The organism is Acinetobacter sp. YH12151, assembly GCF_013418355.1.
Taxonomy (GTDB): domain Bacteria; phylum Pseudomonadota; class Gammaproteobacteria; order Pseudomonadales; family Moraxellaceae; genus Acinetobacter; species Acinetobacter pseudolwoffii.
On sequence record NZ_VPCG01000036.1, the window covers coordinates 14943 to 30883 of the forward strand.

Genomic DNA, 15941 nt, shown 5'->3' on the forward strand with positions numbered 1-15941 from the left:
ATGAGGAATATATTCCGCAAGTTCTCATATCCGAATATTTAAGCTCTCATGAGAACAAAATAAACCCGCTCGAAAGCGGGTTTATTTTCTGGAGAATGGCGATAATATTATTTTTAAGATCGAATAGGAACTCTTATCAGATCATAAATTTCAAAAAAAATTCGGCCAATTTAGCCGCCCTTTTTCACCAGATAATGAAATTCTTTATTGCCGTTTTCATCCAGACACTCTTCCTGCAACAGCAATTCATGTCCCAAGTGCATGCAAAATTTTGGAATATCCCAAGAGGTTGAATTATCGGTAGCAAACACCTCAACCACATCACCGGCTTTAGATTTACGAATGGCCTGATGCAACATCATGACTGGCTCAGGACAGCGTAAACCTCGGGTATTTAATTGCAGGCTTGGGATAATTTCAGTTGGGGGCATCGATAGACTCAAGAGTGGAAGACTGAAAATATTTTAGCATAATCCCGCTCGGGCATTGCGGCTTTGCCAAAGTACACACGACTAAACGCAGCCCTGACTGATACGATCATGCCTGCACATCATATTTACAATAGACAAGCGTATTTTCTGCGGTATGATAAAACCACGTTTTTTTAGATATTAAGAGTCTTCAGGAAAAATCATGCACGAGGAATCAGGCCCGTCGTGGGGTATGCGCGGCTTACGTAAATGGCTGGGAACTGCACCCGAAACTCGCGACGAACTGCTAAAATTAGTACAAGATTCACGTCGATTTTTAGAACCCGATACTGTTGCCATGCTTGAAGGTGTACTTGACCTTCCGGCAACCAAAATTCGCGAAGTCATGACGCCTCGCACGTCGATGATCAGCTTACAGGAAGATGACCAACTGCTGGATATCCTGCATGTGTTGGTCGAATCTGCGCATTCGCGTTTTCCGGTCTTTTCCTCCGATCAAACCGATAATGTGGTCGGCATTCTATTGGCCAAGGATTTATTGCCTTTTCTGACCGAACCAACCTCCAAAGTCGATATTCGCGCACTGATGCGTCAACCCTTATTTGTGCCAGAGAGCGCCCGTTCCGATCAGGTGCTGCGGATGCTGAAAAACACCCAGACCCATATTGCCGTGGTGATTGATGAATACGGCACCACCTCGGGTCTGGTCACGCTGGAAGATATTCTGGAAGAAATTGTTGGTGAAATTGAAGATGAACATGACAATGCCGATGAAGAGGCGCAGTTCATTGTTCCGGATAACGATCCAAACACCGCCAATACCTGGATAGTACAAGCTCTGACCCCGATTGAGCATTTCAATAATATGCTGGATGCGAATTTTTCTGACGATGAAGTGGAAACCATGGGTGGCTTGTTATTACAGGAAATTGGTCTGGTGAACGATCTTGAAGGCCAGACCATTGAACTGGAAAACTGGCAATTTACCATTCTTGAAGCAGATTCACGCTCTATTCACCTAATTCGAGCCGTGCGCCAATGAGAGCGTATTTCGACAAGCTGTTGAGTTCTGATCAACAGCAAAAACCGTTGCCGCTGATCTATCCTGTTTTAATTGCCTTATTTGCAGGTGCTATCTTTAGTTTGGCACTGGCTCCCTATCATTACTGGTGGCTGGCCATCCTGTCTCCGGCACTGCTCTATGCCTGCCTGCGTGGACGTAGTGCCAAACAGGCCTTTGGAATTGGCTGGGCCTATGGAATTGGCCTATGGTTTGTGGGCGCATTCTGGCTGTATACCTCCATTCATGTCTATGGCGATACCAGTGCATTTCTCAGTGTTGTAATGATCTTGATCATGGCACTGGTGATGGGCCTGTTTAGCGCCGTTCAAACCTTTGTCTATCGCCGCTTTTTCCCGGAAACTCCTTTGACCTTTGCCCCGCTTTGGGTTCTGTTTGAATGGTCTAAAACCTGGGTCTTTACCGGTTTCCCGTGGTTGTTTGCCGGCTATGCCTTTACCGAACGCTACCTAGATGCCTATGCACCTCTGTTTGGGGTGTTTGGAGTATCTTTTGTCGTGATTATTCTGGCCTGTGCACTGGTCGAAATTCTGAACCGACGTCTGTTCTGGGCGGTTCCTGCTGCAATTTTACTATTCAGTGCCTGGGGCGCGGCTCAATTGAGTTTTGTGCAACCAAAGAATGAAAAGCCGCTTACGGTTTCTCTGATTCAGGGCAATATTCCGCAAGATCTGAAATGGCTGACTGAATATCAGGTAAAAACTTTATTGATTTATGCCAATCTGAGCAAGACCGAATGGGGCCGTGACCTGATTGTCTGGCCAGAGTCCTCGATTCCGATGTTCCAGACCGATATTGAAGCTTTTCTCGAAGCGATGAAAGTACAGGCTGAAAAATCCGGTACGGCTTGGGTGACCGGCATTCCGTATTGGGACTTACCAGAATCACAGGCTGCGGGTTATCCGAAATATTACAACAGCATTATGGCCACGGGTGATGAGTCGGATGGTTTGTATAAAAAACAGCGCCTGGTGCCCTTTGGTGAATATATCCCGCTGTCAGGCTGGTTAAGCTGGGTATTGCCAGGTTTACAGAATGATCCCTCTATGAGCGGCTTTACCCGTGGTGCGGACAATCAAAAACCATTGAATGTGAAAAACCATCCTTTAGGTTCCGCAATTTGTTATGAGGTTGCTTATCCAAACCTGACACGCCGCAATGCCAGTCAAAGTGACTTTTTAGTTACGGTCTCGAACGATGCCTGGTTTACCGGCACGGCAGGACCTTTGCAGCATCTACAAATGGTGCAAATGCGCGCTAAGGAAAATGGCCGCTGGTTTATCCGTGCCACCAATACCGGCGTGACCGCCTTTATTGACCACAATGGCCATATTGTGAAAAAAGCCCCGATGGATCAGGAAGCGGTACTGCGGGGTGAACTTCCAGCCATGCAAGGTGAAACATTGTATATGAAACTCAGTGATTGGCCGGTGATGATCTTCTCGATTCTGCTCTTGCTGGTGGGATGGCGCTTCCGTCCCCGTAAAGTGGATGTCAGTTTTAAGTCGAGAAGATAATTTCTTCAAGTCCCTCTTTTACAAAGGGAGATTTAGGTGAATTCCTAGATATAACATCTTATCAATCTCTCCTAAGCTCCCTTTACGAAAGGGACGGACACTCAAGGCAATAAAAAACCGAGGTCAATGCCTCGGTTTTTTATATTTCAAATTTTAGAACTGAACTGCTAGATAAGAAATCATACTGGCGAGGGATAACATTGGAAGATAGCGGTAAGTTTGCACCATCATATTTTCGAATACAGACATCTGCCGTTGTTTTAATTGCAATACCGAGGCTTTCAATGCCGACCAGAAACACAATGCAAATAATGAACTCATCAAACTGATGGCAAAAAAACCTACCATAATCTGGCTGCTACCCTCGGTAGTCTGCCATAAATGCAGAATGCCCTGACTAATCGGTAACATGCTTAAAACCAAAAGAATAGATTTCAGCATCGACCAATGAAATTGGTTTATTTCATCCCCTAAGATTAATGCTTTCATATTCTTCTCCGTTGGCTCGTCAAGTGCCGTTCAGATCATTATGAGCCTTTTTGAGTAAATAGAAAGTCTATATTTATTCATATTTTACGATAATTGTAATAGATAAATATGGGAATAATTCTTATTATAACTCGCATATACAAATTATTAATTAATTACAATAAATATCAAAAACTTAGATTATAATTTATAATTAAGAGTTATTATCACTTCACTTAGTATTGAAAACATCTATTAAGTGAAGTGATATATTCCATCTATTGAGAGTTTATATTGATTCTCAATCAAGGCTGATAATAAATATCAGCATCGGTGCCTTCACCACCCGACTGACCATCTGCACCGAATGAATACAGATCAAAAGTACGACCATTTGTGCCCGGCATCACATATTGCAGATCATTATCCCAACTGTCTTTAGGATAGCCGCCCTTGACATAGCCGCCCGGCAACCAGTTTTTCGCAGTCGCTGGCTGATTCACCAGTGCATCCAGACCACCTTCCTGCATGCTTGGATATTTGCCATTGTCCAGCTTATATTGGTCCAGTGAACCAGCAATACTCTGTAACTTGATCACAGTGGTATCCACTTTGGCCTTTTCACCGCGTCCCATCACGTTCGGTACAATCAGTGCAGCAAGCACACCGAGAATCACAATCACCACCATCACTTCGATTAAGGTAAAGCCCGTCTGTTTATTTAATTGATTCCTTTTCATTCAATCTCTCTCATTCATTTGCATCATTCACAACATTCAATTTAATTTTAATACCACAGGAATTTTAACTTGATTCTGTTTAAATCATATTATTCATATTGACGATTGGCAGCATCACCGCAATCACAATGACCAAAACAATACTGGCCATTAGCACCAGCATTAAAGGTTCCAATAAGGCCAGTAAAGTCGAAATCAGCGTGGTGACTTCCCGATCCTGCATCTGTGATGCACGCTCCAGCATGCGATCCAGTTCGCCCGAGGCTTCGCCACTTTTGATCATTTGTACCATCATCGGCGGAAAATAACCACTGCGCTCCAGCTGGGTTGCCAGGTTGCCGCCTTCGGTGACTTTTTCCGCTGCCAGATTGACCGCATCACGAATCACCCAGTTATTACTGACTGCAGCGCCAATCCGTAGGGCATCGACCAAAGGCACGCCTGACTGGGTCAAAATGGACAAGGTACTGGCAAAACGTGCGGCATTAATCCCGCGTGATAATTTTCCAAATAAAGGCAGTTTCAGGGTTAAACGGTCGAAGGCATAATGCCCGGCTGTGGTTCTTAAGAATCGTATCAGCAGGGAGATGCCCAAGAAACCGCCAACCAAGAGAAATGGCCACGCAATACGAATAAAATCACTGGCTTTCATCAAGGCGACCGTAATCCACGGTAAGGCATCTTTGCTTTGATCAAAAGTCTTGACGATATCTGGCACCACATAAGTCATCAGCCCCATCACGATGGCAAAAGACATCAGCATCAGAATAATTGGATAGACCATCGCGCCTTGAATTTTTTTCTGCATGGCAAAACGGTTTTCGGTATAGTCAGCCAATTGATCCAGAATCAGATCCAGATGCCCGGAACGTTCACCGGCCGCAATGGTGGCAATATACAATTCTGGAAACCGCCCGGACTGTTGCAGACCCTGCGCCAGACTATGCCCCTCCAGAACCTTGGAACGCACCGACATCAGCAGATTTTGTACATGTACTTTTTCGCTTTGCTTACCGACGGCGCGGATGGCTTCTTCCAGCGGAATCGCGGCGGCGACCAGGACAGATAATTGTCGGGTCATTAAGGCCAGATCATAAGCGGTAATGCTTTTTTCAAACCATTTCCGCCGATCATGTTTGTCTTTTTTCTCGACAGGATCAACAGAGACCGGAATAAGTGCTTTATCCCTTAACTGTTGCCGGATCTGACGTGCAGAATCCCCCTCCAGCACGCCTTTTTGCTGCTTTCCTGAAGCATCAAGCGCAATAAACTGATATGCAGGCATTGTAATGCTCTAATTTTCCAAAATTTTGCTTAACGCTGTTGCGTCAGACCACCGAAATCATTCATATTCTTTGATATAAATTATCTGCTCACTCTACCATAATCGAACTTTAAGCACGACGAAATTTCTTCAGGATATCCAGCACCAGACATGCAAAATTCTCATACCGATTCTAGTCCACTTTGTCGCGTACGCGTTGCTGTACCTGTGCATGTATTCGATTGTTTTGATTACAGTATGAATGCAGAACAATTTGAGCAGGCCCAGGTCGGCGCACGCGTATTGGTATCTTTTGGACGACAGAATCTGGTTGGGGTGATTATCGAAAAGCTCTCCGCAGATACTCCGGTCGACCCACGTTTTAAACTCAAGCCCGTCACTGAATTGCTGGATGAACGTGCCATCATAGACCCTAAAGTTTTAAGTTTGTTGACATGGTCGGCACAGTATTATCAGTTTCCGATGGGTGAAGTGGTGCACAGTGCCCTGCCAACGCTGTTACGCCAAGGTAAGCCTTATAACCTGCTGGCCCGCACCTGGAAACTTCTGAACCCTGATGCTGAAGCTAAAATACGCCGTTCGGAAAAGCAGCAGGAAGCCTACCGGATTTTAAAACTGCATCCGGTTGGCACCACTGAAAATGTATTGAATTTGGCCGGAATTGAAACTGCGACCTTAAAAGCACTGGAGAAAAAAGAGATTTGTACCTGTGTGCTGGAGCCACAAGATTTCAGTCCACAGCCGATGCAATTGGCGCAAATGCCGCTAACCGCTAATCCTGAACAGAAACATGCCATTGATCAGGTATTAAAGTATCGCAATCAATATCAGGCTTTTTTACTGGATGGTCTGACCGGCAGTGGTAAAACCGAAGTCTATCTACAAATCATGCAACAGGTGCTGAAACAGGGCAAGCAGGTTTTGGTGCTGGTGCCGGAAATTGGTCTGACCCCGCAAACGATTAGCCGTTTCCAGTCGCGTTTTCAGTGTCATATCGCGCTATTGCATTCAGGCCTAAACGATACAAAACGTCTGCAAGCCTGGCAGGCAGCAGAGACTGGCAAAGCTTCAATCATCCTCGGCACACGTTCCGCCATCTATACCCCCATACCGAATTTGGGTCTGATCATTCTGGATGAAGAACATGATTTGTCTTTTAAGCAGCAGGAAGGTTTCCGCTATCATGCCCGCGATGTGGCGCTGTACCGCGGCCATTTACAGCAATGTCCAGTGCTGCTGGGATCAGCGACACCAAGTATCGACAGTTATGCGCTGGTTGAACATGGCAAAATGCAGGTGCTGGAGCTGAATCAACGTGCCGGCACAGCCTTAATGCCGAAAATCCATATTCTGGATTTAAAGGTGGCACAGAAAAAGCATGGCATCAGTCTGCAACTGATTCAGGACATCAAAAAGCGTCTGGAGAAAAAAGAACAGGTACTGATCTTTTTAAACCGCCGTGGCTATGCCCCCGTCCTGCTTTGTGGCAGTTGTGGCTGGCAGGCACAATGTCCGCACTGCGATGCCAATTTTACTGTGCATCGCCAGCCTTATCAGCATCTGCATTGCCATCACTGTGGCACCATTCACCGAATGCCAGAGCACTGTCCGCAGTGTCAGCATCAGGAACTGGTCACACTGGGTATGGGCACTGGCAAGGTCGAAGAACATCTGAATGAACTTTTTCCAGATCATGAAGTGATTCGGGTCGATCGCGATTCCACCAGCCGGGTGGGTAGCTGGCAAAAAATCTATGACAAGATTCAAAAAAGTGAACCCGCGATTCTGCTCGGCACCCAGATGCTGGCCAAAGGGCATCATTTTCCTTATGTGACGCTGGTGGCGATTCTGGATATTGATTCCGGTCTGCTCAGTGTGGATTTCCGTGCCACCGAACGTACCGCACAACTGATCGTTCAGGTCGCAGGCCGGGCTGGACGTGGTGAACACAAAGGCGATGTCTATTTGCAGACGCTCAGACCGGATCATGCCCTGCTGAATACCTTGGTCAATGAAAATTATCGTGTGTTTGCCCAGCAGACCTTAAAGGAACGGCAAATTGCCCAGATGCCGCCTTATCGTTATGCCATCCTGATTCGCTGCGAATCCAAGGATCAGGCACAAAACACCGAATTCTTACAGAAACATGCGGCATTCCTCAGGCAATATCCTGATCTGGCGCTGGACATCTGGGGGCCAATTCCTGCGCCGATGGAACGTAAGGCTGGGCGCTATCAGTCGCATATGGTGCTCTTGTCAGCAGATCGTCCACGTTTGCATTACTATGTGCGCAGCTGGTGGCAGAATATGCTGCAGGACAAACCTTCCAGCATGAAGCTGACACTGGACATTGACCCGCAAGAACTCAGCTAAGAGAATTGCATCTGAGTCCATGTCCGGGACATACGCATCAACGTCTGGATCAAGCATAAAATTTAGGACAGGAAAATGTCGATACTGTTACAAATAACACTGGTTTTGGTGATCGCACTGTTAATAGTGCCACTGAGTAAAAGGCTCAGACTACCAAGCGTACTGGGCTATCTGTTAACAGGACTGATCTTAAGTCCCGGTATTTTGCATCTGATTCAGACTCCAGACCTGATGAACAGTTTCATGAACGTCAGCCTGTTGGCACTGCTGTTCTGGATCGGGCTGCAACTCAGACCACAACGCATCGCCCAGATCAGTCAATCTCTGTGGATGACGGCTGCTTTGCAGGTACTAATGAGCACCTTGATTTTTAGCCTGCTGGCCTGGATTTTTCTACAACAAAGCCTGCTGGCCAGTATTGTGATTGGACTTGCTGGCAGTCTGTCAGCCATGACCTTGGTGATTCAACAACTCCACAATCAGGAACAGTTTGCCACCAGCTATGGTCAACAGACCTATTCAATCCTGCTGCTGCATGCCCTGCTGGCCATTCCTGTGATTGCCGCCATTCCTTTATTTGCCGGGATTCGTTCGACCGAACACGGAGTGGCTTATTTTGCCGCGATGATCACTACTTTTACCGGCTTGTTCCTGTGTAATCGCTATCTGATGCAGCCACTATATCGCTGGATTACAAAAAGTGGCAGTCACGAACTGCATGCCATTGTGGCGATTGCGGTAACTTTGGCACTGCTGCTCTTGATGAGTACGCTTGGACTGAATCTGTTTCTTGGCGCTTTATTTGCCGGGATTTTACTGGCAGATTCAGATTTCCGGCCCGCGGTAGAAAGCACCATTCGGCCTTTTCAGGGTTTATTGATGGGCCTAGCCTTTATCAGTCTGGGTATGTCACTGCAACTGTCCGATCTGTTGAATTTCCTCTGGATCATTTTAGGCGGCACTCTAGCTTTAATCTTGGTCAAATTTGCCATGACTTTGGCCTTGGCACGTTATCATCAAAATAGCTGGCGCAATAGTACTTTGTTAGCAGCTAGTCTGGTGCAAGGCGGCGAATTTGCCTTGCTGGCGCTGGTGATTGCGGTATCCGACCAGATCATCGCAGCCAATCTGCTGTCTCCCTTGCTCTGGATGGTGAGTTTCTCATTATTACTTAGCCCGGCATTTTACTGGTTATTACACAGTCAGGTTTTACCGCGTTTGGATCAAAACAATCATCTGGCAGCCACCTTCGAAACCGATTCCAGTCCTCAAGCCAGCCCCCCTATTTTGCTGATTGGATTTGGCCGCTTTGGACAAATTATTGCCCGGATTTTACTGCAACAACAGCATGTATTTAGTGTCATGGACAGCAATGTGCCAGCCACTGAACTGCTTGCGCAGTATCAGATTCCTTTCTATCAGGCCGATGCGACAGAGCCAGAAACTTTGGCACATGCAGGAATTGCGATGGCCCAGCAAGTGATTATTGCCATTGATGATATTGAAGATTCGATGCTGATCGTGCGGCATATCCGGCTGAATTATCCTGAAACTTGTTTATGGGTACGCGCGCGTGATCGTCATCATGTGCATCTGTTACAGGATTTAGGTGTAGAGAAAATCTGGCGTGAAAACTACTTTTCAGCACTGGAAATGAGTGAGGCTTTGTTAAGCCAGTTGAATACTGCTCCGGAAGAAAGTCAGCAACAGATTGAATACTTCCGCGCACATGATGAAAAATTACTCAACAGTCAATACCATCTAGATTCGGATCAACACGCAAGTTATGAACATCACCGCAGTAGCTTGGCAGAACTCGAACATCTGTTTGCGCAGGATCAACGCAACAAAGTTCAAAAAACAGATACACAGCCGCAACAGGATACAAACGGCGCAGGAATTGATGCGTTAAGAGATGATCTGTCATAACTTGTGTTTTACAATAATGACACCATTAAAGCAGGGTTATGGAGAATTTTATGTCTGATTTACGCCAACGCTTTTTTATTGAAGATAGCCCTGTTCGTGGTGAAGTGGTGCATCTTGAAGAAGCTTTACAAACCATTTTAGCGCAACGTGACTATGCACCTGCGGTCAAGATTCTGTTGGGTGAAATGCTCACTGCGACTGCACTGCTTGCCAGCACCTTGAAGATTAAAGGGCGTATCAGCCTGCAAATTCAGGCATCAGGCACATTTAAATGGGCAATGGCTGAATGCAACCACTTGGGTGAAGTTCGCGCTTTGGCGGACTATGAAGAAGATCCGCACTTTCTGGTGGGTGAAGATAGCAGCACCATCTTAAAGTCACTGGTTTCTCCAGTGCTGTTTATCAATATCGAACCAGAATTTGGTGAGCGTTATCAAGGTATTGTGCCGCTGGACAAAGAAAATCTGGCTGGCTGCCTCATGCAGTATTATGACCTGTCTGCACAGATTCCAACGCGCATTGTACTGGCAAGCGACCATCAGCGCGCCGGTGGTTTACTGATTCAGCTATTGCCACGGAATAGTGAAGAAGAACAGCGCCGTGTTGATGAAGATTTATGGCCGCGTCTGACCATGCTCACTGAAACCTTGAAAACTGAAGAACTAATCGGCCTGCAAGCCACTGACATTCTTTACCGTTTATATAATGAGGAAGAGGTGCGCTTACCAGAAACTGAAGCCTTGAAATTTGGCTGTACCTGCTCTAAAGAGCGCTGTGCAGTGGCCTTACAACAGATTGGCGTAGAATCAATACGTGAAACACTGGAATTCCAGAATCCGATCAAAATGGATTGTCAGTTCTGTAATAGCCAATATACCTTTACAGCCGAAGAGGCCTTAGGTCTATGTGGTGAACATCTAAGCTAAACGGTGCTAAGCATGAGTTTAAAAAAGCATTCCTCAGGAGTGCTTTTTTATGTTTTAAAATTTACATGACGAAGCTCAACAGAGCATATTTACCTCCAGTAGAAAACCTGCCTATTCACTGAATCAGATCCTCAGATAAACCCCACCCCAAAATCCCATTTAAATTATAAGACTATTCACATTAACAAAGACCAAATAATCATCGTTTTAAAAAAATTATGAGAATACAATCACATTTTATAGTATTGATTTAATTATGCTTTTAAAATAAATTAGAGTAATAATTCTAAAATGAATACAGTATCAAATTTAACAGGTATGTTATGAAAAAATTATTGAACACTCTAGTGATGGGGATAAGTTTGGCTGCGGTTTCTAGCTTGGCCTTTGCCTATGAAGATCCGTTAGTGGGTAAATGGAAAACCATTGATGATCAATCAGGCTATTCTCGTGCGGATGTAGAAGTTCGTAAGAAAGCGGATGGTAGCTATGAAGGAATAATTGTCGCAACACGTAGCTTGCCTGGCGCAGAGAAAATGGGCATCTGTCATAAATGTCCAGGTCAGCTCAAAGACAAACCGTTTATAGGCCTGCCGTTTATCTGGGATTTTAAAGCAGATCCGAAAAAGCCACGTGAATACCATGACGGCAAAGTGCTTGATCCGATCAGTGGCAAAATTTACAAAGGCAAAGCACGCCTAAGCGCCAATGGCAAACGTCTAACCTTGCGTGGTTATGTCGGTGTCTCAGTAATTGGCCGCAGTGTAACCTGGATAAAACATTAATTTCAGAAAGATTTTCAAAGCCTCTGTATCAGGGGCTTTTTCTTTGTCATGATTTGAAACAATAAAGTACAAATAAAAACTGTTTTGGCGCGGCTAAAGTCATAATAATGGATCGAAGACGGTTATTTTTTATCCATTTATGATGATCAATCTTCAGCCTTGTTCAATTCTGTCATCAGGTCTGCTTTGCCGTCCTCATAGGGCAGCGTATATTCAACACAGGAAAGTGTTTGAACACATTCGGTCAATAAAACATAAAACTATAAAAACAGCGTTCACTTTCACCTTCTCTTATTCGCGCGTTCCTGAGGCATTGAATACCGGAACATATCGATTTTTTTCTCGTGATCATTTGAGTCATCACTCTGAGTCTGCATATCCGAAGAATAGAAAGCGTTTTACTTCAGCACCTTTTCATTCTCTCAATTTTGCACACTTGGCTGTTTAAGGAGTAGAGCCATGACTACAATTCAGTACCAAGAAAGCTTTTCACAGGACTATACCCCGTCAGAAATTATGGACGATCACTCATTTGACCTCATCCACTTCGCAGAAGCATGCGGACAAAGTCCGGAATGGGTCATGCAATTGATTGAACATGGAATTCTGCCCGATCGTTCTCCTGTCACGCCAGCCAGCACTTTCCTCGGTGAGGATATTTCGCGTGCACAACGCGCCTATCGCCTGCAACGCGATTTTGATGCGTCATTTACCGCAGTCGCGATGATGCTGGACCTCATCGATGAAGTGCAGGAGTTACGCCGCGAGGTCAAACATTTGCATTTTAAGTAAGTCCTTTGATGCTCTGTCTATCTGCATCTTTCGCTGCAGATCAGGGCATATTTATTTTTAATTTGATGATTAGAGTATAAAAAGCGCTATGAAAACCAAAGATTGTAATAAAAAAATGAAATACATGTTTCCCGAATACCGCGACTTGATTGTGCAACTTCGCGAGGAAAATCCATACTTTGCCAAATTGTTTGAGGAACATAATGAGCTGGACAGGAAAATTAGTCAGCTTGAACTCGACCCGGTCAATCATATCAACAATGATATTGAAGCGATCAAGCGTAAAAAGCTAAAATTGAAAGATGAAATTTATCGTCTGCTAAAAAGTTCTGAAGCCGATCCCCTGACCTAAGATCAACTGCTTAATACAGACTCAGATCGTGCGACAATCGTTGACAGCCTGTGGGCGATTCAAACATTTTGGCCAGATGTGCGGAGATTTTCCGAAGCATAAAAAAAGCCCTGAACAGCCAAAGTAAGCACTTTGATCAAGCTCAGGGCTTTTGATATTTCATTCCCATGAGCTAACTCATGGGAATATTCAGTAGATTAAACTTGTTCGATGTCTTTCATGGTCAATTTGATACGGCCACGGTTGTCAACGTCTGCAACCTGTACCTTCACTTCTTGACCTTCTTTCAATACATCTGCAACGTTCGCAATGCGTTCGTTCGAGATTTGAGAGATATGAAGTAAACCATCAGTACCCGGAAGAATATTCACGAACGCACCGAATTCAACGATACGAATCACTTTACCCACGTAAATTGTACCTGGTTCGATCTCAGCAGTTAATGCTTGAATCTTCGCAACTGCAGCAGCTGCTGCCGCTTTAGTTTCACCGAATACGCGAACTGTACCGTTATCTTCAATATCGATTGCAGCTTTCGTTTCTTCAGTAATCGCACGAATCGTCGCGCCGCCTTTACCGATTACATCACGGATTTTGTCCGGGTTGATGTTGATCACTTGGAATGTTGGTGCATGCATCGAAATTTCAGGACGAGCGCGTGAAATGACTTGGTTCATCTCATTAAGAATGTGCATACGACCGGCATAAGCCTGGTTCAATGCAGACTCCATGATCTCTTCAGTAATCCCTTCGATCTTGATGTCCATTTGCAGTGCAGTAATACCGTTTGCAGAACCTGCGACTTTAAAGTCCATGTCGCCCAGATGATCTTCATCACCCAGGATGTCAGAAAGAACTGCGAAACGCTCGCCTTCTTTCACTAGACCCATTGCGATACCCGCAACTGGTGCTTTAAGTGGAACACCTGCATCCATAAGTGATAGAGAAGCACCACATACAGAAGCCATTGAAGATGAACCGTTCGATTCTGTGATGTCAGATACGATACGGATCACGTACGGGAAGCGGTCAGCTGCAGGAAGAACCGCTTGAACACCACGGCGCGCTAGACGACCGTGACCGATTTCACGACGCTTAGGACCAGATTCACGACCCGTTTCACCTACAGAGTATGCAGGGAAGTTATAGTGAAGCATGAAGTTGTCAGTTTTCGTACCTGCAAGGGTATCAACCATCAACGCATCACGGGTGTTACCCAAAGTTGTTGTGACCAACGCCTGAGTTTCACCACGTGTGAACAATGCAGAACCGTGTGCACGGCCTAACACGCCCACTTGTACATCGATTGCACGAACAGTTTTGGTATCACGACCATCAATACGTGGCTTACCAGACAAGATGTTGTCACGAACCGTGCGGTATTTAAGATCTTCAAAGAGTTCGTTTACTTCGTCAGCAATACCTGTTTCATCTTCTTCAGGAACGAACTGAGCAACCGCTTCTGCGTGAAGTGCATCAAGTGCTGCATAACGATCTTGTTTCACAGCAATTGTGTAGGCTTCAGAGATTTTCGCTTCGAATGCATCTTTTAATTGACCAAGAAGCGCTTCATTTTTGCTTGGAGCAACCCAAGTTGACTCAACTGCGCCAGCTGCTGCAGCAAATTCTTTGATCGCTTGAATCGCGATTTGCATTTCGTCATGACCGAACAATACAGCGCCCAGCATTTGGTCTTCTGAAAGTTCTTTCGCTTCAGATTCAACCATCAATACTGCAGCTTCAGTACCTGCAACAACCAGATCAAGATCAGACTCTTTTAACTGTTCGTGGTTCGGGTTCAGGATGTATTCACCGTTGATCAAACCAACGCGAGCGCCGCCGATTGGACCACGGAAAGGCGTACCTGCAATCGACAATGCAGCAGAAGTACCCAGCATTGCAGCAATGTCAGCATCCATGGTTTTGTCAGATGAAATTACTGTCGCAGTCACTTGAATTTCGTTGAAGTAACCTTCTGGGAACAATGGACGAATTGGACGGTCGATCAGACGTGAAATTAAAGTTTCAGCTTCAGACTGACGGCCTTCACGCTTACCATAACCACCCGGGATACGGCCTGCAGCATATTGCTTTTCTTGGTAGTTAACAGTCAATGGGAAGAAGTCTTGACCGGCTTTTGCTTTAGGTTGCGCTACAACAGCAACAAGAACCTGTACGCCGCCCATGGTGATCACAACAGTGTTTGCTTGACGTGCAACGCGACCTGTTTCAAGAATCACGTTGTGTTGACCGAATTGGAATTCTTTACGAATAATATTAAACATCGACATGTTTTATTTTTTCCTAGTTCTTGTGAACAATTATTCTAGTGGAGACCCCTAAGGTTTGGCATTCACGACTATATAGACGAACAAATGACAAAGCTTAGAAGCCGACCTCACCAGATTAAATACTATTTTTAAACACAAAGAAGGAGCGAAACATTCGCCCCTTCCACTGGCCTAGCCAAAAGCTAAACCGACTTTAGTTTTCAGCAATAAAGCACAAAGCATGCAATAACCCGAAAATAAAGTTTAAATCGAATTAACGACGTAAACCTAAAGCACCGATCAATGCTACATAACGACCGTGGTCTTTACCATTTAGGTAGTCAAGCAGCTTACGACGTTGGTTAACCATACGGATTAGACCGCGACGGCTATGGTGGTCGTGTTTGTGCTCTTTGAAGTGACCTTGTAAGTCATTGATTTGAGCAGTCAAAAGAGCTACTTGAACTTCTGGTGAACCAGTGTCGTTTTCAGCGCGTGCGAATTTAGCAATGATCTCTGCGCGATCTGCGTTAGTTAAAGCCATTCGATTTCTCCGAGATGCTTATATATTTTGATAAAAATCAATGTAATGAGAATTCAAAACTTTGACTGCCGTGCATCACTACAGCAAGTTGTATATTTTAAGGGAAAATGCGCCAAATTGCAAAAATAGATCAGCACTTTTAAATGTTTTCAATCGGTGATTTATTTAAAGCGAAGCTGTTGTCCATTGATCCTGAGTTATTCAAGATCTGTACTGTTTTAAGCGAGATCGTCTAGACCACTTAAATAGAGAAATCGACCTAAGCAATTAGAACGCTTTTTCTATTGTTTTAATGTACCGTCGTCTGTCTGAATAAAAAATATAGGACTTACGCATTGACGGATTCAAAAAAGTATTAAAATACTTTATAAAGTATCTGTGATCAGACGAATTAAACATGCTTCTACAGCAACTTGTACATTACCCATTTATATGGGCTTTCTCATGA

General features: G+C 44.9%; 14 protein-coding genes. 8 read left to right on the top strand and 6 right to left on the bottom strand.

All coding sequences use genetic code 11. The annotated features are described in order from the left end of the window. Nucleotides 1-170: 170 nt before the first annotated feature. Entirely contained in the window at nt 171-431 is a 261-nt protein-coding gene (gene tusA, locus FTU82_RS12250; RefSeq protein ID WP_100329307.1) for a sulfurtransferase TusA, read from the bottom strand. A gap of 202 nt (nt 432-633) precedes the next feature. Here tusA and FTU82_RS12255 point away from each other — a divergent pair, with 202 nt between their 5' ends. Together FTU82_RS12255 and lnt are read left to right on the top strand one after the other, a co-directional pair. Then, the gene (locus FTU82_RS12255) at nt 634-1473 is read left to right on the top strand and encodes an HlyC/CorC family transporter (protein WP_005095361.1); all 840 of its coding nucleotides are present in this window, start codon (nt 634-636) and stop codon (nt 1471-1473) included. Further along, nucleotides 1470-3029 (top strand): apolipoprotein N-acyltransferase, encoded by a 1560-nt coding sequence (gene lnt / locus FTU82_RS12260; RefSeq protein WP_180101392.1) that lies wholly within the window; start codon nt 1470-1472, stop codon nt 3027-3029. The genes FTU82_RS12255 and lnt overlap by 4 nt, the downstream gene beginning before the upstream one ends. A gap of 153 nt (nt 3030-3182) precedes the next feature. Here lnt and FTU82_RS12265 read toward each other — a convergent pair whose 3' ends face one another. The 3 genes from FTU82_RS12265 to gspF all read right to left on the bottom strand — a co-directional run bounded on the left by FTU82_RS12265 (nt 3183) and on the right by gspF (nt 5522). Beyond that, complete coding sequence (locus FTU82_RS12265; RefSeq protein WP_100355491.1) at nt 3183-3518, bottom strand: hypothetical protein; 336 nt, start codon at nt 3516-3518, stop codon at nt 3183-3185. Nucleotides 3519-3802: 284 nt separating this feature from the next. Beyond that, entirely contained in the window at nt 3803-4237 is a 435-nt protein-coding gene (gspG, locus tag FTU82_RS12270) for a type II secretion system major pseudopilin GspG (RefSeq protein WP_005095357.1), read from the bottom strand. A 79-nt stretch (nt 4238-4316) separates the two neighbouring features. Continuing rightward, nucleotides 4317-5522 carry a type II secretion system inner membrane protein GspF gene (gene gspF / locus FTU82_RS12275; protein ID WP_074383949.1) on the bottom strand — a complete coding sequence of 402 codons (1206 nt, stop codon included), beginning with the start codon at nt 5520-5522 and terminating at the stop codon, nt 4317-4319. Between the two features lie 150 nt (nt 5523-5672). Between gspF and FTU82_RS12280 the strand changes: the two genes are divergently transcribed. The 6 genes from FTU82_RS12280 to FTU82_RS12305 all read left to right on the top strand — a co-directional run bounded on the left by FTU82_RS12280 (nt 5673) and on the right by FTU82_RS12305 (nt 12679). Next, on the top strand, nt 5673-7895 hold the full coding sequence (locus FTU82_RS12280) for a primosomal protein N' (protein ID WP_100355492.1): 2223 nt from the start codon (nt 5673-5675) through the stop codon (nt 7893-7895). 75 nt (nt 7896-7970) lie between these two features. Further along, the gene (locus FTU82_RS12285) at nt 7971-9824 is read left to right on the top strand and encodes a cation:proton antiporter (RefSeq protein WP_180101394.1); all 1854 of its coding nucleotides are present in this window, start codon (nt 7971-7973) and stop codon (nt 9822-9824) included. Between the two features lie 50 nt (nt 9825-9874). Beyond that, complete coding sequence (locus FTU82_RS12290) at nt 9875-10750, top strand: Hsp33 family molecular chaperone HslO (protein WP_005095347.1); 876 nt, start codon at nt 9875-9877, stop codon at nt 10748-10750. Nucleotides 10751-11073: 323 nt separating this feature from the next. Beyond that, entirely contained in the window at nt 11074-11535 is a 462-nt protein-coding gene (locus FTU82_RS12295; RefSeq protein ID WP_005095344.1) for a DUF2147 domain-containing protein, read from the top strand. Nucleotides 11536-11994: 459 nt separating this feature from the next. Next, nucleotides 11995-12327, top strand: a complete 333-nt coding sequence (locus FTU82_RS12300) for a chaperone modulator CbpM (RefSeq protein WP_005095341.1) — start codon at nt 11995-11997, stop codon at nt 12325-12327. Between the two features lie 88 nt (nt 12328-12415). Continuing rightward, nucleotides 12416-12679, top strand: a complete 264-nt coding sequence (locus FTU82_RS12305; RefSeq protein WP_005095339.1) for a YdcH family protein — start codon at nt 12416-12418, stop codon at nt 12677-12679. Between the two features lie 197 nt (nt 12680-12876). Here FTU82_RS12305 and pnp read toward each other — a convergent pair whose 3' ends face one another. Both pnp and rpsO read right to left on the bottom strand, forming a co-directional pair. After that, on the bottom strand, nt 12877-14964 hold the full coding sequence (gene pnp / locus FTU82_RS12310) for a polyribonucleotide nucleotidyltransferase (protein ID WP_171063368.1): 2088 nt from the start codon (nt 14962-14964) through the stop codon (nt 12877-12879). A 259-nt stretch (nt 14965-15223) separates the two neighbouring features. Further along, the gene (rpsO, locus tag FTU82_RS12315; protein WP_004637724.1) at nt 15224-15493 is read right to left on the bottom strand and encodes a 30S ribosomal protein S15; all 270 of its coding nucleotides are present in this window, start codon (nt 15491-15493) and stop codon (nt 15224-15226) included. Nucleotides 15494-15941: the final 448 nt, after the last annotated feature.